General features: G+C 40.5%; 14 protein-coding genes, 1 pseudogene and 1 riboswitch. Of the genes and pseudogenes, 3 read left to right on the top strand and 12 right to left on the bottom strand.

Annotated features, from left to right (window positions below; genetic code table 11):
* Positions 1-12: 12 nt before the first annotated feature.
* Both MKZ11_RS11945 and MKZ11_RS11940 read right to left on the bottom strand, forming a co-directional pair.
* Positions 13-870, bottom strand: coding sequence for a metal ABC transporter permease (locus tag MKZ11_RS11945; RefSeq protein WP_340796990.1), 858 nt, complete (start codon positions 868-870; stop codon positions 13-15).
* The gene (locus tag MKZ11_RS11940; protein ID WP_340794649.1) at positions 870-1,610 is read right to left on the bottom strand and encodes a metal ABC transporter ATP-binding protein; all 741 of its coding nucleotides are present in this window, start codon (positions 1,608-1,610) and stop codon (positions 870-872) included. The genes MKZ11_RS11945 and MKZ11_RS11940 overlap by 1 nt, the downstream gene beginning before the upstream one ends.
* Before the next feature lie 495 nt (positions 1,611-2,105).
* Between MKZ11_RS11940 and MKZ11_RS11935 the strand changes: the two are divergent.
* Together MKZ11_RS11935 and MKZ11_RS11930 are read left to right on the top strand one after the other, a co-directional pair.
* Positions 2,106-2,890, top strand: a pseudogene (locus MKZ11_RS11935) (enoyl-CoA hydratase-related protein).
* Between the two features lie 15 nt (positions 2,891-2,905).
* The gene (locus MKZ11_RS11930; RefSeq protein ID WP_340794648.1) at positions 2,906-3,940 is read left to right on the top strand and encodes an enoyl-CoA hydratase/isomerase family protein; all 1,035 of its coding nucleotides are present in this window, start codon (positions 2,906-2,908) and stop codon (positions 3,938-3,940) included.
* A gap of 53 nt (positions 3,941-3,993) precedes the next feature.
* Here MKZ11_RS11930 and MKZ11_RS11925 read toward each other — a convergent pair whose 3' ends face one another.
* The 7 genes from MKZ11_RS11925 to mmgD form a co-directional block, all read right to left on the bottom strand.
* On the bottom strand, positions 3,994-5,454 hold the full coding sequence (locus tag MKZ11_RS11925; protein WP_340794647.1) for a CoA-acylating methylmalonate-semialdehyde dehydrogenase: 1,461 nt from the start codon (positions 5,452-5,454) through the stop codon (positions 3,994-3,996).
* Positions 5,455-6,357, bottom strand: coding sequence for an NAD(P)-dependent oxidoreductase (locus MKZ11_RS11920; RefSeq protein WP_340794646.1), 903 nt, complete (start codon positions 6,355-6,357; stop codon positions 5,455-5,457). It abuts the gene before it with no gap.
* A 15-nt stretch (positions 6,358-6,372) separates the two neighbouring features.
* Positions 6,373-8,100, bottom strand: a complete 1,728-nt coding sequence (locus MKZ11_RS11915) for an acyl-CoA dehydrogenase family protein (RefSeq protein ID WP_445326992.1) — start codon at positions 8,098-8,100, stop codon at positions 6,373-6,375.
* A 144-nt stretch (positions 8,101-8,244) separates the two neighbouring features.
* Complete coding sequence (locus MKZ11_RS11910) at positions 8,245-10,017, bottom strand: sigma 54-interacting transcriptional regulator (protein WP_340794645.1); 1,773 nt, start codon at positions 10,015-10,017, stop codon at positions 8,245-8,247.
* A 102-nt stretch (positions 10,018-10,119) separates the two neighbouring features.
* Positions 10,120-11,028 carry a methylisocitrate lyase gene (prpB, locus tag MKZ11_RS11905; RefSeq protein ID WP_340794644.1) on the bottom strand — a complete coding sequence of 303 codons (909 nt, stop codon included), beginning with the start codon at positions 11,026-11,028 and terminating at the stop codon, positions 10,120-10,122.
* Between the two features lie 18 nt (positions 11,029-11,046).
* Positions 11,047-12,483 (bottom strand): bifunctional 2-methylcitrate dehydratase/aconitate hydratase, encoded by a 1,437-nt coding sequence (locus MKZ11_RS11900; protein WP_340794643.1) that lies wholly within the window; start codon positions 12,481-12,483, stop codon positions 11,047-11,049.
* 82 nt (positions 12,484-12,565) lie between these two features.
* On the bottom strand, positions 12,566-13,696 hold the full coding sequence (mmgD, locus tag MKZ11_RS11895) for a citrate synthase (RefSeq protein WP_340794642.1): 1,131 nt from the start codon (positions 13,694-13,696) through the stop codon (positions 12,566-12,568).
* A gap of 240 nt (positions 13,697-13,936) precedes the next feature.
* A riboswitch (cobalamin riboswitch) is annotated at positions 13,937-14,135 on the bottom strand.
* 183 nt (positions 14,136-14,318) lie between these two features.
* Between mmgD and rpoN the strand changes: the two genes are divergently transcribed.
* A complete protein-coding gene (rpoN, locus tag MKZ11_RS11890; protein WP_340794641.1) occupies positions 14,319-15,596 on the top strand; it encodes an RNA polymerase factor sigma-54 in 1,278 nt (425 codons plus the stop codon).
* Between the two features lie 628 nt (positions 15,597-16,224).
* Here the strand turns inward: rpoN and MKZ11_RS11885 are convergent.
* The 3 genes from MKZ11_RS11885 to MKZ11_RS11875 all read right to left on the bottom strand — a co-directional run bounded on the left by MKZ11_RS11885 (position 16,225) and on the right by MKZ11_RS11875 (position 18,978).
* A complete protein-coding gene (locus MKZ11_RS11885) occupies positions 16,225-17,487 on the bottom strand; it encodes a hypothetical protein (RefSeq protein WP_340794640.1) in 1,263 nt (420 codons plus the stop codon).
* 198 nt (positions 17,488-17,685) lie between these two features.
* Positions 17,686-18,060, bottom strand: a complete 375-nt coding sequence (locus MKZ11_RS11880) for a nucleotide excision repair endonuclease (RefSeq protein ID WP_340794639.1) — start codon at positions 18,058-18,060, stop codon at positions 17,686-17,688.
* A 72-nt stretch (positions 18,061-18,132) separates the two neighbouring features.
* Positions 18,133-18,978: a TetR/AcrR family transcriptional regulator gene (locus MKZ11_RS11875; RefSeq protein WP_340794638.1), complete on the bottom strand. Its 846-nt coding sequence runs from the start codon at positions 18,976-18,978 to the stop codon at positions 18,133-18,135.
* Positions 18,979-18,996 lie beyond the last annotated feature (18 nt).

Below are 18,996 nucleotides of genomic sequence, written 5' to 3'. Positions count from 1 at the left end.
TTGAATTACCATTTATAAAACGGCTGATTTTTGTTTATTTGTTCGAATTGCCCGCCACAATAAACCTTGTTTCGGTGAGAATATAAATGCTAAGAAAAATAAAGCTGTTGCGACGAGTACAATTGTTGCGCCAGATGCAAGATTGTACGTAAAGCTCAAATACAAACCAATTATCGCCGAAATCGTTCCACATGTAGCCGAAATGACTATCATGACAGACAGCCGGTCAGTTAACAAATAAGCTGTCGAAGCGGGTGTAATAAGCATTGCAACGACTAATATGATGCCCACTGTCTGTAACGATGCGACCGTAACAAGTGTTAATAGAACCATTAAGAAGTAATGAATCATCTTAGTCGGAAGCCCATATGCTTGAGCCATAATTGGGTCAAATGAACTGACAAGCAACTCTTTATAAAATATAAACACACTTAACAACACGAAAATACCAACTATCAACGTCATCCACATATCAGAAGGTCTTACCGCCAACACATTCCCAAACAGGATGTGATACAAATCCGTGCTGCTCTTCATAAACGTGATAAGGATAATACCCGCGGCAAATGCAGCTGTAAACATGATGCCAATCGCAGAGTCATTTTTCACACGACTGTTTTGATTGATGAATCCAATACCGATAGCCGTTAAAATACCTGTTATCACCGCTCCGATAAAGAAATTGATGCCTAGCATGAAAGAAATTGCGACACCTGGTAATACGGCATGAGATATCGCATCCCCCATGAGGGCCATTCCTCTTAAAATAATAAAACAACCAATGACGCCACTAATAATACCAACCATCACTGATGTAATAAGCGCTTTTTGCAGAAAACCATATTGCATGACTGCCTCAATGAAATGCATCATTTCGCCATCACCCCATCTAAAAACGATAATTGTCCGCCGTATGCTTTTGAGATCATTTGAGGCGTAAACACTTCTTTCACACTGCCCTTCGCAATTAACTCCTTGTTTAATAACAACAGTTCATCGAAATACTTTTCCGCCTTATTCAAATCATGATGGACAACAATGATTGTTTTTCCTTCATCGCGCAACTCTTTTAAAATCTTCACGATCATCTCTTCACTCGTTGCGTCGATTCCGACAAATGGCTCATCGAGTAAAAATAAATCTGCCTCCTGAGCAAGTGCTCTGGCCAAGAAAACACGCTGCTGCTGACCACCAGATAACTCTCCAATTTGTCGATTTTGGAACTCGACCATATCTACTTTTTCAAGACATTTCAATGCCAAATCCTTTTCTTTCCTACCCGGTCTTTTCAATAGTCCAATTGTCGGGTACGTACCGATGAGAACTGTATCCTTGACGGTTATCGGGAAATCCCAATCGATTGTACTGCGCTGCGGAACGTAAGCAATTCTTTTACGTACTTCTTTCAACGTGGAACCAAGAATCGTAATTTCACCTTTATCTTTAGAAATCAAATTTAGTAATACTTTAAGCAAAGTGGACTTCCCTGCTCCATTCGGTCCAATGATTCCAACAGATTTCCCCTCTGATATCGTAAATCCTATATCGTGTAACACTTCTTTTCCAAAATACGACACATGCAAATTTGAAACTACAATTGCATCCTTCATATTTACACACCTCCATACAACTATTTATATGCTGAAGTTTCCCAAGGGAAACTTTAAAACCAAATTTTTTTTGCCCTCAGGAAACTTTATAGGCAAAAAAATGAATTACATTATTGTTTCCCTCAGGAAACTTTACTAACTTCATAGTAGAACATCTAAAACCAAAAGTAAAGAAAAAATTATTTTTTAAAAAAATAAGCCCTAGACAGCCATACCAACAGCATCCGCGGATTACCTGATTAGATTTCAGTTCACAGGCTTCACCCGATGAACTGTAAAACTGTCTAGACAATTTTACATTCCCGGCTTAATTAAACATTCCTATTACACACTATTTAGACTGGCATGATAATTGCATAACTATATATATTGAACTAATAATTCTATATAATCACCAGCGAAGGCGCCTCATAGGGGTAGCCTCCCCAAGCGCCGAGCGTTGTTGAAAGGATTCTTTATGTCAACATATATAGTTAATAAAGGAGTGGAGAAATCATGTCGAGAAATTTCACAAATCTACTGATTGAAGATGACATTGCAATCGTGGAAATAGACCATGCACCAGCCAATACATTGTCAACAGCATGCATTGCCGAACTAAGAGAGGTTTTTAAAAGTCTTGCCAAGGACGATAAGTTAAAAGCGATTATTTTAACTGGTGCAGGTCGTTTCTTTGTTGCCGGTGCTGATATTAAAGAATTCGTTGGCGCACTAGGTGACGACCAGAAAGGATTGGCAATGGCCACAGCGGGACAAGCAATTTGCAACGAAATAGAATCGATGAAAAAACCCGTTATCGCAGCCATTAATGGTGCTTGTCTTGGCGGAGGATTGGAATTGGCTATGGCTGCCATTATCGGATTGCAGTGTCTGCGGCCAAACTTGGACTACCTGAGCTTCAACTTGGACTTATCCCCACGTTCGGCGGAACGCAAAGGTTGAGTAGGATAACCAGTACAGCAACTGCATTGGAACTAATTTTAACAAGCAAACAACTTAACGGCGACGAGGCAAAGTTAGCTGGACTTATCCAATTAGTCGTTTCCCCAGCAGATCTCTTGCCAACAGCAAAAACGATTGCCAAAGCATTTATTGACGGTAAGAGTATGACCAGTGTCACGCGAGCTGTAGAATGTATTATACAGGGAGCAAATGAATCCTTAGTAAACGGGCTAGAACTGGAACGCAACAAATTTGCCGAACTGTTTTTAACAGACGATGCCAAGGAAGGTATACACGCATTTGTCGAAAAAAGAAAACCGCTATTTAAACATACGTAAAAGGGGTTGTGAACAATGACAGAAGAAGTCCTTTTTTCAATAAGCGACAATGGAGTTGCTGCAATTTTACTCAATCGGCCGAAAGCTTTAAACTCACTGTCCTTCGCGATGGTTCAAGCAATCAGGGAAAAATTAACAGATTGGAAGACAAACAAACGTGTCAAAGCTGTCATAATCAAAGGTGCAGGAACAAAAGGTTTATGTGCCGGCGGAGATATTAAAACATTATATGAAGCGAAAAATAGTGCAAATGGTCTCCAAAAAGCAAACGACTTTTTCACAGAAGAATATCAAACAGATTTATCCATTGCCCAATTCCCTAAACCAATCATTGCTTGTTTAGATGGAATAGTCATGGGAGGCGGCGTAGGTTTAACTTATGGTGCTTCTATTAGAATCGTTACCGAGCGTACCGTTTGGGCAATGCCAGAAATGACAATTGGTTTTTTCCCTGATGTAGGTGCCGCCTATTTTTTAAATAAGGCTCCGGGATTCATCGGTCGATATTTAGCATTGACTGCCACACATTTAAAAGCTGCAGATGTACTGTATATGAATGGGGCAGATCAATTTATGCTTCACGAAAAACTCCTGCTTTTCATCGATGAATTGGAGGGAACGCAATGGGAGCAGTCAACCATTGACACATTGCTTGCCAAATACACATCAGCTGCACCGGATGAAGGTAAACTAGCATTATTGCAAAAAGATATAGGCGACTATTTCTCTAAGACAACGATAGAATCCCTCTTCGATGCCTTAGGGAAAAGTGACACTTCATTCGCGAAAGAGACCATAGAAACAATGCGTACGAAATCACCTGTGTCTTTAAAAGTGACATTAAAGCAGTTAATTGACGGCGAACAAAAAACATTGGAAGAATGCCTTGCCACAGACCTTATTCTTGCAATGAACTTCATGAAACACGAAGACTTTTTCGAAGGAGTTCGCTCTGTCTTGATTGATAAAGATTTAGCACCCTGCTATAAGTATCCACACATTTCATCTGTTTCGAATGAAATGGTCAATGGCTTTTTCATAGCCGACTAATTAGAGAAAGCCGAATCCCCCAAAAAGGAATTCGGCTTTTTTCCATTCCTTTCTTAGAACCAGCGCTCCGTTACAACTTTTTTACGCGTATAAAACTGTACCCCGTCTTTCCCATTTGTGCCTAGATCTCCGTAGAATGAAGATTTGTTACCGGCAAAAGAGAAGAATGCCATTGGTGCAGGTACATTCACATTTACTCCAATCATACCCGCATCAATTTTTTCACGAAACGTTTGTGCGCTTTTACCACTTCCCGTATAAATGACCGCTCCATTGGCAAACTTCGATTGATTTGTCAGCGCAATTCCCTCTTCTAAATCCTTCACACGCACAATGCTTAACACTGGAGCAAAGAGTTCTTCCTGCCAGATTTTCATTTCGTTGTTCACGTTATCAAAAATAGTCGCTCCGAGATAGTTTCCTTCTGCCAGTTGACTATCTATTTCTCGACCATCGACAATCAGCGAAGCCCCTTCAGCTATACCACTCTCTATATAACTAAGCACACGTTCTTTATGCGATTTGCGAATAAGGGGGCCGACAAAGTTCTCTTCATAACGTCCATCTCCTACTGATAATTCACGCGTTTTTGCAACAAGTAGCTCCATAAAATCATCTGCAACTTCATCAACAACTGCAACGACCGAACAAGCCATACAACGCTCACCGCTACTGCCAAACGCTGCACCAATAACTCCTTGAACCGTTTTTTCGAGATGACAGTCCGCCATGACAACCGCATGGTTCTTTGCACCAGCAAGCGCCTGGACACGTTTACCGTATTTCGTACCCGTTTCATACACATGTTTTGCAACCGGTTCTGATCCAACGAAAGAAATTGCTTTGACATCTGGGTGTTCCAGTAAACCGTTCACCACTTCTTTTCCCCCATGCACCAAACTTAGTACACCTTTCGGAAAACCGGATTCGTGAAATAATTCAACAAGATGTCCAGCTAAAACGGGCGTTCTTTCAGATGCTTTCAGTACAAATGTATTCCCGCAAGCAATAGCGAGTGGAAACATCCAGAGGGGCACCATCATCGGGAAATTAAATGGCGTTATCCCTGCGACAACTCCAATCGGGTAGCGCCAGACAGATCCGTCAATACCGGTAGCCATATTTGGTAGAGCCTCTCCCATCATCATGCTAGGCGCTGACGTAGCAAGTTCAACTACCTCAATCCCTCTTTGCACTTCCCCTCTAGCATCTGTCAATGTTTTTCCGCTTTCCATCGTAATAATCTGTGCTAACTCCTCTTTATGTTCCTCCAACTTTTGCAAGTAAGTAAACAGAAGACGTGCACGGTTCGGGACTGGTATATCGGCCCACGATAGAAAAGCTTGTTTTGCCACTTCCACTGCAGCATCGACGTCTTTCTTTGTAGATAGTGGCACATAAGCAATTGTTTCACCTGTTGCCGGATTGGAGATTGTTTCCGTTTCAGTACCAGCTGAGTCCACCCATTCACCGTTAATCCAATTTTTCATTTGCTTTATAGTTGTTGTAGTCATTTATTTCAATCCCCCTATTGTAAATGCTATTTTTTGATGTCCAATTCTTTTATACAAAGCTGACATATCCTCTTCCGCTAATCCCTCATGTTCCGCTTCTTCATAAACTGCCAAAAGGGCTTGGCTGATTGGGAGATGCAACTGATTACTCTCTGCCAATTGCAATGCGAATCCCATATCTTTTCGTAATAACTTCAGCGCAAATCCCGGTTCATACACTTCATTCGCGATAAATGATTTGAAATTCCGTTCATATATTCGACTCTGTCCATAACTGACATTTAACATATCAAAAAGCTTGTCCATATCCATTCCATTTTCATTTGCTAATGCCAACGCTTCACTTACCCCGGCAGTATAGAAACCGATAAGCAGATTATTAATTAATTTTGCGATTGTCCCACTGTCAATTCGCTCATTCACATGAAACAAGTTTTCGCCTAGTACTGAAATAATCGGTAATGAACGCTCATAGTCCACCGCTCGGCCACCAACCATAAATGTCAGTGTCCGATTTTCGGCACCTATCACACCCCCGCTGACTGGTGCTGCTAAATAAGCAACTCCTTTCGTTTGTGCTTCCTCGCTTATGCGGCGATTCACTTCCGGCGAAACAGTGCTCGTATCAATCAAAAGAATATTTTCATCGCTTTGGTGAATCAACCCTGCTTCTCCTAAGTAAACTGATTCCACCGCGGCTGTTGACGGTAAACTCGTCAAAATAATAGCGCAACATCCTGCCATTTGTATTGCAGAAAGACCAATTATTCCGCCCGCTTGCTGAAATACAGTTTCCGCTGATTCACTTCGGTCATTTCCATAAACAGTGAATCCAGATTCCAGTAAGTTTTTCGCCATAGGCATTCCCATATTTCCTAAGCCGATCATGCCAATTTTCATCATCGAATCCCCCATTCTTTAGACGCTATATCGAGCGCTTTCTATTATTCCTTGAACAATTTCTCTCTTCTTGATAAACATATTACTGTAAAGCGGGGCTGAGATTGCTTGAATTTCCATCAGCATAAGCCCACGACTTTCCTCATCAGTAAGAGCACTTGATACAAACGAAATTGCTGCTGTTTGAATACTGCGATACCCCTCTTCACAAATGACATCGGACATTAGCAACTTCCTTTTTTCCTTGGATTCCCCATTTTTAATTAGTGCCTTCTCAGTCCTTAGCAACGCAGATTCCATGATGAATAGCCTTTCATTCATACTGGATAGTAATCCCAAATACTCTTGTTCCTCATCAATTGATTTCCCTAAAGGTCCAGCAAGCGCTTTCACGACGACTCCGATAAGTTGTTTCGCCTTTACTAAGTAGTCGTATTGCCGCGTCAAAGCATGCGCCCGATTGTCCACTTCGTTTTTTGCAGACCATAGTTGCCCCTTTTCGATTTTTTTCAGTAAACCTTTAGCAATTGCAAGACGATTAATTTCATTCGTCCCTTCGAAAATTCGATTGATTCGTGCATCGCGATATAAATTTTCTACTTCATATTCCTGCATATAACCATATCCCCCGTGGATTTGCACTGCCTCGTCAACAATATAATCAAGGGCTTCTGAACTATTCACTTTATTCATTGCACAATCAACCATGAAGTCAGCGACAATTCTTACTAACTCCTCTACCGAATCAACCGATTGAAGCGCTTCATCCATTTCCCCCGCTGTTCGGTATGCCGCACTTTCTGCACCGAAGATTCGTACTGCCATATTGGCTACCTTTTCTTGGATCATCGTGAAGCCAATCAATGCTTTGCTGAATTGCTTTCGCTCTTTCGCATAAGCTACTGATAGATGTAATGCATGCTTTGCCGTTCCGATATTGGCAAATGCAAGTTTCAAACGAGCCATATTTAAAATATTCAAAGCAATATGATGCCCTTTCCCAATTTCCCCCAGGACGTTTCCAACAGGTATTTTGACGTCTTCCAAAATAAGAGTAGCAGTAGAAGAACCGTTAATCCCCATCTTTTTTTCCTCTGGTCCAACTGACACACCTTCAAATGTTCGCTCTACGATAAATGCAGTCATACCTTCGGCTATTTTTCCAAACACTACGTAACAATCAGCGAGATGGGCATTCGTTATCCATTGCTTTTCACCATTCAATATCCAATCCGTCCCTTCTTTGTTCAAGACGGCAGTTGTTTTCGAATTCAAAGCATCCGACCCTGCATTCGACTCTGTCAAGGCGTAAGCGCCAATCCATTCCCCACTTGTCAATTTCGGTAAGTACTTTTCCTTTTGGGCTTCTGTACCAAAATAGACATATGGCAATGTACCAACACCAACATGAATATTAAACGAAACGCTAAATGAGCCGGCCGCACCCATTATTTCTGCAACGAGACCTGCAACCATTTTCCCTAACTCAAAACCACCATAGGCTTCCGGGACTTCAATACCAAGAAGACCGATATCCCCAGCTTTTTCAAAAAGTACGCGAACATCTTGATTTTCTATCGACAAACCTTTTTCAAGTTGAGGCTTCACGTCCAGTTTCAGAAATTGTTTGGTTGTTTTAGCAATCATTTCATAGTCGTCTGTAAAATCTTCGGGTGTAAAATAGGAATAAGTCATACTACTATTTGTTAAATTAGTATCTGAGATTAAGTGTTGTATCTGCTCCATTTCTCATTCCCTCCATTCAATGTTATATATTGCAAGTTGCATGCCAATTAAATTTCGGACGGAACACAGTTGTTTCTATGCTATGGAAAGCGCCAACTGTCTAAGTGACTAGACAAGTTGACGCTTCTACTTAGCTGTTTGCATTTATAGCTGATAACGAGATAATTTATTATAAAGGGTTGCTCTTGTGATGCCGAGACGTTTAGCCGCTTCCGACTTGTTTCCACTTACTTCTCCTAATACTTTTTCAATGATATTCTTCTCTTCTTCCTCATGCACAAGTTGTCTTACTTCATTTCTTGCGCTTAACGACGAGGGAATAGTCATATATTCTTGTTTCTTTTCTATTCGAAAAAATTCGGTTGGTAAATCACTCATTTTAATATGGGATTCGCTTGTCAAAGCAAATAATCTTTCCAATACATTAATTAACTCGCGTACATTCCCTGGCCAATGATATCGAAAGAATAGTTGCATGACTTCCTTATCAATCGTTTTCCCCTCACTATCGTACATTTGACAAAGAGTTGGTAGCTGTTCGGAAATAATCAGTGGGATATCGCTTTTCCGCTCCCTAAGTGGAGGAATATTCAAGGGGATCACGTGAAGCCGATAATATAAATCTTCTCTAAACTCGCCTTCCCTCACCATTTTTTCAAGATTTTTATTTGTAGCTGTAATAATCCGAAACTGGACCTGAATCGGTTCAGTTCCACCAATCCGTTCCACCTCTTTTTCCTGAATCACCCTAAGAATTTTCACCTGTGTCGCAAGAGGCATGTCACCAATTTCATCCAAGAAAATTGTCCCCATGTGAGCAAGCTCAAATTTCCCTGGTTTCCCTCCTTTTTTCGCACCTGTAAACGCACCTTCCATATAGCCAAATAACTCTGATTCGATTAAGTTCTCGGGAATCGCTGCACAATTAACACTGATAAAACGTCCACTGCTCATCTTACCCGTATCATGTATCGCCCTTGCAAATTGCTCTTTTCCAACACCACTTTCCCCAGTGATCAAAACGGGAGCCTTAGACTGTGCTGCCTTTCTTGCAAGCTTCTTTGTATTAGATATCGCGGGACTCTCTCCGAGAATATCTTCAAAAGTGAACCGTTTCTGTGCAGCAACTTTACCCACCTCAATCGACGTTTCACTCCCTTTTCGTTGCTCTAACAAATCTATTTGAGTGATAATTTGCTGGACTTCAGAAACGCCTTCATAAATAAGCATACCGACGGCCCCAACAATACGACCATTTTTCCAAATCGGCATTCGGTGAACAACCATTTTTTGCCCCTGCAGCCAATGGATTTGATTACGCTCAGGGATACCCGTTCTAAGGACAATTGGTATCCTTGTATTCTCAATAACATTTTCTACTGGAAGGCCAATAGCCTCCTCCTTTGTCACGCCAACATAGCGGCTATAGTTTTCATTGAACAATTGAATCACACCAGCTTCATCTACAATCGTCAATCCTTCATAAGCCGTATCAAAACATAGTGTATACCACTCGATTGTCTCCTTTGATTTTTCAAGTCGTTGAAAAAGGGCTTGATTAATCTTCAGCAGTTCTATTTGTGTGATTACTCCTTGGAGCATGCCTGTCTTCTCACATACGACATAGGTTGGACATCCATCCAATTGCTTCACGGAGAAATCTTCATTCACCGATTGGAAGACTGCACTAATAATAGAGTTAATCGGTTCATTCCAACCTATTCCACTCTTAATAGTAGCAAAGCAATCCCCTATTGTGACGACTCCGATTAGTCGTTCATGATCCACAACTGGCAGTTCCGAACAATGTCCTTCGGAGAGCAAACGTAATGTTTCTCCGATTTCAAGGTCCTTTGTCAACACTTGCGGATATTCGCTCATCCATTCTTTAACCCTATAATAATCTTCTTTTACCATTTCTCATCATCCACCTTTTGATAATGTGAAAAGGCGATGATCCATTCTCCAGCAGGCCTTACCTCCATGCCTTAAAGAACGAATCATCGCCGCTATTCAGTATTACTGCTCTTTTGTTAATACGGTCTTCGCTATTGACTCGTCCAATGCTTCAAATTCATCATAAGAAATAGTAACGTATAATTCACTTCTCGTTTGCATATCAGAAAGTGCTTGTTCTTGTGAGCCCTCATTGATGATTTTCTCAAAAATACGTTCATAGGCTTTGGCAGCAACTCTTAATGATGTGACTGGGTAAATTACCATTTGGAAACCCATTTCAGCAAATTCATCGGCGCTATAATAGGGTGTTTTTCCAAACTCAGTCATGTTTGCAAGCAAAGGAACCGAAATCTCTTTGGCAAACAGTCTGAATTCCTCTTCTGATTGAAGAGCTTCCGGGAAAATAGCATCCGCACCCGCTTCCACATATGCCTTCGCTCTATCAATCGCTTGCTCTAAACCTTCCACTGCGCGCGCATCTGTTCTCGCAACAATAAGAAGTGTCGGTGCAACCTGTTTCAACACTACTATTTTCTGCACCATTTCTTCAGTAGAAACCAAGTTCTTTCCATTCAAATGGCCACATTTCTTAGGTAACTGTTGGTCCTCTAATTGTACTGCTGCGACATTCGCTTCTACCATTTCACGGGCTGTCCTTGCTACATTCAATACACCACCAAAACCTGTATCGATATCAACAAGCAGCGGTAAATCGGTAGCACGCACTATATCTCTTGCTCGCTCCGCAACTTCAGTTGACGTCACAATCCCTAAGTCTGGTAAACCACGACTAGCCGTATAGGCGGCCCCCGATAAATATAGTGCAGAAAATCCGGCATCCCGTGCAATAAGCCCTGCCATCGCATCATGCGCACCAGGGATTTGAACGATTCCTGATGCATGCATGATTGAATAGAATTTCTTAGCTAATGTCTCTTGTGATGATTGTTGATCAACAATCCATGCCATTGTCATTTCCCTCCTCTCTTAAAGCAAAAATAAGTCGACAAATTCTTTGACGTTCATCTGTTCTAACTTACTTTGGCTTTCGCACGCCACTTCTATTTCTGTTCGCTTCTTTTCAGGGTAATGAGTCATCAATGTAGCCGAAAATTTCTCGCGTATTTGAGGAATAGCTTCCTCTCTTCTAAAGCGATGACCAAGCGGATACTCACTTACAACTTTCTCTGTTGTGGAACCGTCTTTAAATGTAACTTGAACAGCATTGGCGATCGAGCGCTTGCTCGGATCGAGATAATCTTTACTATACTGCTCGTCCTCTACGACAATCATTTTATTTCTTAATTGATCGATTCGTGAGTCATTTGCCACGTCATCTTCATAATGATCTGCAACAACATCGCCATATAGTAAACCAAGTGCCGTAATGTATTGGATGCAATGGTCACGGTCAGCAGGGTTGTTGAGCGGACCTACTTTATCGATAATCCGAATAGCAGATTCATGTGTCGTGATTGTAATTTTTTCAATATCATCAAGTCGCTCCTTTATCTCCTGATGCAGGATAATGGCACATTCCGCCGCTGTTTGCGCATGGAACTCGGCTGGATACGATACTTTAAACAGTATATTCTCCATCACATAAGAGTCTAAAGAACGTGCCAGTGTTAATTCCTTTTGATTGTATAAAACATCTTGGAATCCCCACTCCGGAGCGGATAGCGCTGTCGGGTAACCCATTTCGCCTGTCATTGCCATCATCGCCAGTCGTACACCCCTACTCGTTGCATCTCCTGCTGCCCACGATTTTCGTGAACCGGTATTAGGTGCATGACGATACGTTCTAAGGCTTGCGCCATCAATCCAGGCATTTGTCAACGCATTATTTATTTCTGTACGTCCCCCGCCAAGCATTTTGGTGACGACCGCAGTTGTAGCAATTTTGACGAAATGAACATGGTCAAGTCCAACACGATTCAAACTATTATCTAATGCCAGTACGCCTTGAATTTCATGTGCTTTAATCATCATTTCCAATACATCACGTACAACAAGTGGTTTTTTTCCTTCCGAGAGACGTAAACGGCTTAGATAATCCGCTGTAGCTAAAATGCCACCTAAATTATCGGACGGATGACCCCACTCAGCAGCTAACCATGTGTCATTATAATCGAGCCATCGTATCATGCAGCCAATATTAAATGCGCCTTGGACCGGGTCCAGTACATACGATGTACCAGGTACACGACTGCCATTTGGAACAATAGTACCCGGTACTACAGGTCCTAGTAATTTCGTACACTCCGGATAGCTTAATGCCAATATTCCACACCCGATTGTATCTATTAACACATTATGTGCTGTCTTATATGCTTCCTCGCTTGTAATTTCTTTATTTAAAACATAGTCCGTAATTTCCTCTATCAGTGTATCCATTGTCATTTGTTCTTTCAATTTCAACATCTAACTCTTCCTTTCCGCTTTCAATTTGTTTAGAATAGTATCAAGTGATGCCTAGTGTATCGCTGTTGTGGTGAACGGCCAGTTACAACTCCCCAGTTGAATGATTGCTGTGTCGTTCGCCTATATAATGAACCCTTGGACGGTATAAACGATTATTTTCATGTTGTTCAATAACATGCGCACACAATCCTACTGTTCTCGAACCAAAAAAGATTGGTGTGTATAATGGGATTGGAATGCCCAGCATCCAATATACCGGTGCCGCGTAATAATCTAGATTTGGATAAAGTCCTTTCTCTCTTTCCATTATGGTTTCTCCCGCCTCACACATTCGGTAAAGGAGATCGTCACCCTTTAGCGCACATAACTCCTTTAAAGCATCCTTCATTACCAAGGCCCTTGGATCCATCTTTTTCATATAGACTCGATGACCAAACCCCATAATTTTCTCTTTATCACGTAAACGCTTTTCTAATATCAATTCAAATGCGTCAACAGAACCAGCCTCTAAAAGCATATTCATGACCGCTTCATTCGCTCCTCCATGTAAATAGCCCTTTAAAGAAGCAACCGCTCCAGTCAATGCACCATATAAATCCGAAAACGTCGAGGCAATTACCCTTGCGGTGAAGGTGGAATTTGGCATTTCGTGCTCGCTATAAAGTAGTAGCGACTGGTCAAAAATAGATTCTTCCAACTCTGTCGGTTTCCTCCCCGTAATCATATAAAGGAAATTAGCACTGTATGGCAATTCTTTCAACGGAAGGATTTGTTCCTCTTCCTGTAAAATGTGAAAGCTGTTCGCAATTATTTCCGGTATTTTTCCAAGTAACTCGTAAGCTCTTTTTTTATTGATAGCTAGAGTGTGCTGATCAATTTCCTTATCATAGCCCGCTAAAGCAGATATCCCAGTTCGCAATGCGTCCATTGGATGTGTCTCTTTAGGCAATGCTTGCAAAATCTTTGTGACACCTTCTGGCACACCATGCTCTTTTTTCAATTTATCTTCCACACCTGTTTTTTCAGTATCAGACGGCAAGGTATTTTCCATTAGCAAGTGGACAATATCAAGATACCCTTTTGTTTTTGAAAGCTCGATTAAATCGTATCCTTTGATAATAATCTGACCCAATTCCGTATCGAGCAGCGAAATGGATGTTTCAGTGGCAATCACGCCTTCAAGTCCTGGTAAAAATGTAAGTGTATTCGTCATACTATTTTCCCCCAATCTGAATGGTTATGACTCTGAGATTTGTAAACGCTTTCACTTCACCAAAAATTATCCTATTTGTATCTGTTCGCAGCGCTTCCCCTTATTTCTGACCATAAAAAAAACAACTTCATAAGAGAAGTTGTTAAAGAGCGCCAGAATCCCAACTAAAAGAAAGCCGCCTGCTAAAAATAGGCATAGCTCATCCGCGCGTCCTTAACACCCCCTATCCTCGTAGGTCAACATGTGTTATAAAAAGAGGCAGGTCTCCTGGCTAATGATCATTGCTATTCGTACCTTCCCACTTTTTTATAAAAAGCAGTGGTTTAAACGAAATCGCTCCCATTTACAGTTGCGGGACAGCGTCGGATTCTCACCGAACTTCCCTTTTAAGCAGACCAATACATCAGTATTAATCCGCACCTATTTTTACACATATTCAATTATCGAAATATCCCCTTGACTATAACACAAACTTTTAAATATTCCAATTCTTTATTCACATCTGATTTCTATTCCTATAGAATAGTATTAAAGACTATAGGAACTATCTATCTAGCGTAAGTTGATTATTCCCAGCGGTGCATCCGGCGTTATCACACAACTTCACAAGGGGGGAAAACAAATGCAACTTGTAATTGAACAACGGCAAGGACTCCATTTAACAATGACACCTGATTTGAGACAAGCCATTGAGATATTGCAGTATTCCACTTATGAGCTATACCAATACTTACAAGAAAAAGAGTTGGAAAACCCTTTAATCGAACTAGAGTCAGATGAGTATAAACAGAAATCTGATACATATTCAACACCTTCAAAATCAACTTTACTTCCTGTAGACTTTCTTGAAAGTAATGAGGGCGGAATGAAAATTGATTTGATGCAACAGGTAACATTCACATTTAAAGATGAACAAGACCGCAAACTCCTTAAATATCTTATTTATAATTTAGATGATAATGGCTATTTATACTTGGATGAGGAGAAAACATATAATTTGCAGGAGATTGAACGAGGTATTCATCTTCTTCAGAAAGTTGGTCCAACAGGAATTGGCGCGAGAAATTTAATAGAATGTCTCCAATTGCAAATTATATATGAGTACCCTGAGGAGATACTTGCAGAATGTTTGATTCTCAACCACTTGGATTTACTGGCAAACCACAAATGGAACGAAATCGCCTTTCGTATGAATCTATCGCTAGTTGAAGTAAAAGAAATTCATGAATTTATTAAAACACTTAACCCGAAACCATGCAGTCATATCTCGGACTTCAAAACAGAGTATTTGACCCCCGACATTGTTGTTGACTTTAAGGATGAAGAGATATCTTATCACTTAAATGATGGATATCTACCAAAAATTCAACTGAATAAAGAATATACGAACTTACTTAAAGAGAAAAGTACCACGTCGAAGTATCTTAACAGCCAATTCAATGACTATCAGCAGCTTCTAAACAGCATTGAACAGCGAAGAACAACAATTTTAAAAATAATGAAAGTGATTATTAAGAGACAAGAACAGTTTTTTAAAGATGGATTTGTCTCCCTGCAACCATTAACGCTAAAAGAAGTCGCAGAAGAGATTGGTATGCATGAGTCGACTATCAGCAGGGCAACGTCGAATAAAGTAATTCAAACACCTAAAGGCACTTTCTATTTTAAAACATTATTCACGTCAAAGTTGGAAACATCGGATGGAAACGCCATATCTCAAACGAAAGTGAAAGCCCTTCTGGAAAAGTTCATTGCCGAAGAAAATAAATCCAAACCACTTTCCGATCAAACGATCGCCAATTACTTCAATAGCACAGAAGGTATTATTATTTCTAGGCGTACGATAAGTAAATACAGAGAAGAACTAAGTATACCGACTTCAAGAATGCGTAAAAAGTAATTGGATAACCTTTCATTTTCTATCATTCAATATCAATTTATATATGTTGAACAAATGAATACGGCGTATGCGCTTTACAAAGGATTTTGGGAGGCCACTGAAAAGACCCCAATACTCGGAGTGAATTGGAATTCCTGCTACTATCGCTTTGTGGATGCCTCCCGCGATAAGCCAGAAAGAAGATCACTTTCAGTCTTATCGCTTCGGCTACCACGAAGTCGCGCCTTCGCTGGGTGTCCATTTGAGAAAGCGCATTTCATTAGCTGTGATGAAATCTGCAACCTGGAGTGCTTCTTTCTTGACTTTAAGCAGTATCAACTAGTAATCACAATATAATCTCGGCATATACATCTCAAAATTACACTTCTCTCGATAATGAACACCCTAGCGCAAGCGCTGCAAAGGGGTCGCCGAAGCCGTAAGACTGGATGCGAAGCGCTAATCCAGGCTTATGGCGGAAGGCATCCCCAAAGCGCCAAGCGATCTACAATCCACACTCCGAATTACAACTCTCTCATTAGTGAGCGCCACAGCAGATTCAATGGGATTCTTTAATTCAACATATATAGCACAAATGGGGAACGAGTATTCAATCCCCATTTATGCATACCAATGAACTAATTGAACCTTATATATCCCCTAAATCGGCCACTTCCCCTGTTACAGCGTCTACACATTCCGCTGCATCCAACAAGCCACAAAGAATATATTTACCCATGATTTCGTCATATACATAAGTCGGATCAAGCGTAATATAGGGGATCATCTTCTCAAACGCTTCTTCATGTGTTACGACCGCTTTTGCGGCAGGAGCAAAGGCATCGAAAATCTCGAACATCGCTCCGTTGTCAAGGTAGTTCAGTACTTTCATTGTTTCGGGGTGCATGAACACGACTACTTTTCGATTGAAAAGCGTTTGGTCTTCGTCATTTAATGTACAGTGTGCTTCGATGAATTTCTCTTGGCGCTTGAGTTTAAATAACTTCCAATTTCCTGATTCGTCGGGATATTCGGCCCTTAAGACATCCCTGGTGTTTTTTTTGCTGCCTTCAATTTGTTTAGCTGACAATGTCAGTTTTTCACTATCGTCGTTTTTACCGAATGCTTCCTCTATGCTTACTTCAGAAACAACTGTGATTTCCTCACGATTAATCTGTTCGTACAGCGGCTTATCCCATACAATTACTTCGTCTACTCTTACTTCTGAACGCTCATGTTCCATAAATGGAATTATTCGGGCTCCCTCCACTGTTACATACACTTCATCCATTGCATAAACGGGCACGAAGCGTTTTTCCGTTTCAGATGGAAACTTCACGAGTTGAAGCTGCTTTTTAACAATTGGCTCAATCTCTTCTAATGTCAACGTGAATTTCGATTTCTCCACAAGCTCCTGGGACGGGATTGTTCCATAGGAATGATAAGAAGTCAGTTTACCTGTATCATCAAATTCGACTTCAAACATACAGCTCGGAGTAATATGGATACCGTCGACATCTGATTTAAATTGAAATCCGTTTGCATTCGCTTCCGTTAACTTAAAATCCTGTTCATAGATCAGTCCAGTCTCTTCTTCAAGCCATGCCGCGACTTCGTCCACGGTTTGATTGGGAAAGTGAGTTTTTGTGGAAAATGTTTCACCTTGCACAAATGATACACTGCTAAAATGTTGCTTTTGAATAGCATACTCAACAATTGCTGTGCCCACAGGATTATAATCCTCATCAATTGGTTCATTTAACTCTTTAGGAAACCATTCCATGTTGAAATTATAAACAGCAATCCCTGTACTATCTCGTTCTTTATAAATGAAGTACCTTTCCAACCGGTATGCGTCCAAACCAAACTTCACTTGCGCTTCATCAGCTATCCTTTGTAAACGTTCGTCCATGCTTCCACCCTTTTCCTATGTATTTATTCAAAAATAAAAGCTGATTGCACGTGGCAGTCAGCTCCGGAGTTACTTTGATAATTTTAAAGTCTCGAATTTCGAAAAAGTATTACCTTGAAGATTTCCCTTCTAGACTCCAACGCCTAGAGTTTCGGGTTATAAGTCGACCCAGATACGAGTTGCTTGGCACTATTTTGATCACTCGAAAAATACTTTATCGACATTATATTTCGCACGTTGTGTATTAATGATATACGTTTCGTAAATTTCGCGTTCCATCGGATCTTCGATTACTAGGACAGAAATTTTGTTTACTTCGTTACGATGATCTTTGATTGGCGATACTGAGTCATCAAAGTGCTTTTTCACGCGCTGGCGCAATTTACGAGCTTTCCCTGCAAATAACAATTCATCTTTATTGTTATAAAATAAGATGATGCCGCCTTTATCACGTGGGATTTCATGCAAATCAATAAACCCATAAACCGGTTTAATTGGCGCAGCGTCTGCAGTTATCTCTTGTTTGCGTTGTACGATTGTTATATCCGGATTCGGTACTGTAATTGTAATCAATTCAACTTCACGTCCTCTTCTATTCTGAACTTGAATCTTACCACAAAATCGCTTAAAAAGCGAAGAATGATATCAAGCGGATTGATCCAAAAACTGCTTTAATTTCCTTACAAATTGCTCTGTCAGTTCACTGTTTTTCAAATTGGACATCATGCCGGAAAGTACAGGTTTTCGATAGTTATTTTTCGAAATTTCCTGTTCAATGACCTCCAGACTGATTAACAGGTCTTCATCCGCTACCCTCTGCTTGACCCGCTTGATTTCTTTTAACAATTCTTCAGCTGTAATCGATCGATCAGCTCCGCACATCCCATTTTTCACTAATAGTTCTGTTGTTAGAAATGGTTTAGATAGACCTTTGACGATGGAATCGATCCGTTCTACGATATAATACGCTAACCCTACATAATCTAAAGAGTCTTCATTAAAGACAATAATTTCAATATAGCCTTTTACGATTCCACCCAAAATGACAACAAGATCTGTCATATGCTCTTTTATGTCTTCTCCATACAAATTCAGTAAAAGGCTTTCTTGGGCTTCATACGTTTTTCTACGCATGTCATTCATTAACCCCAACATTTCGTCATTGATTGGATTTGTTTGCTCTCGCATTTGCATGAGAATAAAATCCGAATAACGAGCAATCTCTTCAAATTGAATAACGAAAAACTGTTCAAATCTTTCCCTCGGTCCAATTTCCATTTGATAAATACTGCCTATCCGCTCAATCAGCTTCGTACTAAAGTACTCAAATATCGAAAATTGAAGGCTTTCCTTCGATTTAAATGAAAGATAAAAAGAACCTTTCGAAATGCCACATGCATCTGTAATTTCTTGTACGGATGTTGCGTCAAATCCGTTTTTCGCAAAAAGTTCAGATGCCTTTTCGATGATCAATATTTTTTTATCCGACAAATCAAAACCTCCACTTAG

The sequence above is a fragment of the Sporosarcina sp. FSL K6-1508 genome, from assembly GCF_038007465.1.
Lineage (GTDB): Bacteria > Bacillota > Bacilli > Bacillales_A > Planococcaceae > Sporosarcina > Sporosarcina psychrophila_B.
The sequence above is the reverse complement of the archived record's forward strand: the minus strand, read 5'-3'. Positions and strand labels throughout refer to the sequence as shown.

Bases quoted from the DNA above. Each gene is read 5' to 3' on its own strand.
- MKZ11_RS11945 (WP_340796990.1), bottom strand. From the start codon at position 870: ATGCATTTCATTGAGGCAGTCATGCAATATGGTTTTCTGCAAAAAGCG.
- MKZ11_RS11940 (WP_340794649.1), bottom strand. From the start codon at position 1,610: ATGAAGGATGCAATTGTAGTTTCAAATTTGCATGTGTCGTATTTTGGA.
- MKZ11_RS11930 (WP_340794648.1), top strand. From the start codon at position 2,906: ATGACAGAAGAAGTCCTTTTTTCAATAAGCGACAATGGAGTTGCTGCA.
- MKZ11_RS11925 (WP_340794647.1), bottom strand. From the start codon at position 5,454: ATGACTACAACAACTATAAAGCAAATGAAAAATTGGATTAACGGTGAA.
- MKZ11_RS11920 (WP_340794646.1), bottom strand. From the start codon at position 6,357: ATGATGAAAATTGGCATGATCGGCTTAGGAAATATGGGAATGCCTATG.
- MKZ11_RS11915 (WP_445326992.1), bottom strand. From the start codon at position 8,100: ATGGAGCAGATACAACACTTAATCTCAGATACTAATTTAACAAATAGT.
- MKZ11_RS11910 (WP_340794645.1), bottom strand. From the start codon at position 10,017: ATGGTAAAAGAAGATTATTATAGGGTTAAAGAATGGATGAGCGAATAT.
- prpB (WP_340794644.1), bottom strand. From the start codon at position 11,028: ATGGCATGGATTGTTGATCAACAATCATCACAAGAGACATTAGCTAAG.
- MKZ11_RS11900 (WP_340794643.1), bottom strand. From the start codon at position 12,483: ATGTTGAAATTGAAAGAACAAATGACAATGGATACACTGATAGAGGAA.
- mmgD (WP_340794642.1), bottom strand. From the start codon at position 13,696: ATGACGAATACACTTACATTTTTACCAGGACTTGAAGGCGTGATTGCC.
- rpoN (WP_340794641.1), top strand. From the start codon at position 14,319: ATGCAACTTGTAATTGAACAACGGCAAGGACTCCATTTAACAATGACA.
- MKZ11_RS11885 (WP_340794640.1), bottom strand. From the start codon at position 17,487: ATGGACGAACGTTTACAAAGGATAGCTGATGAAGCGCAAGTGAAGTTT.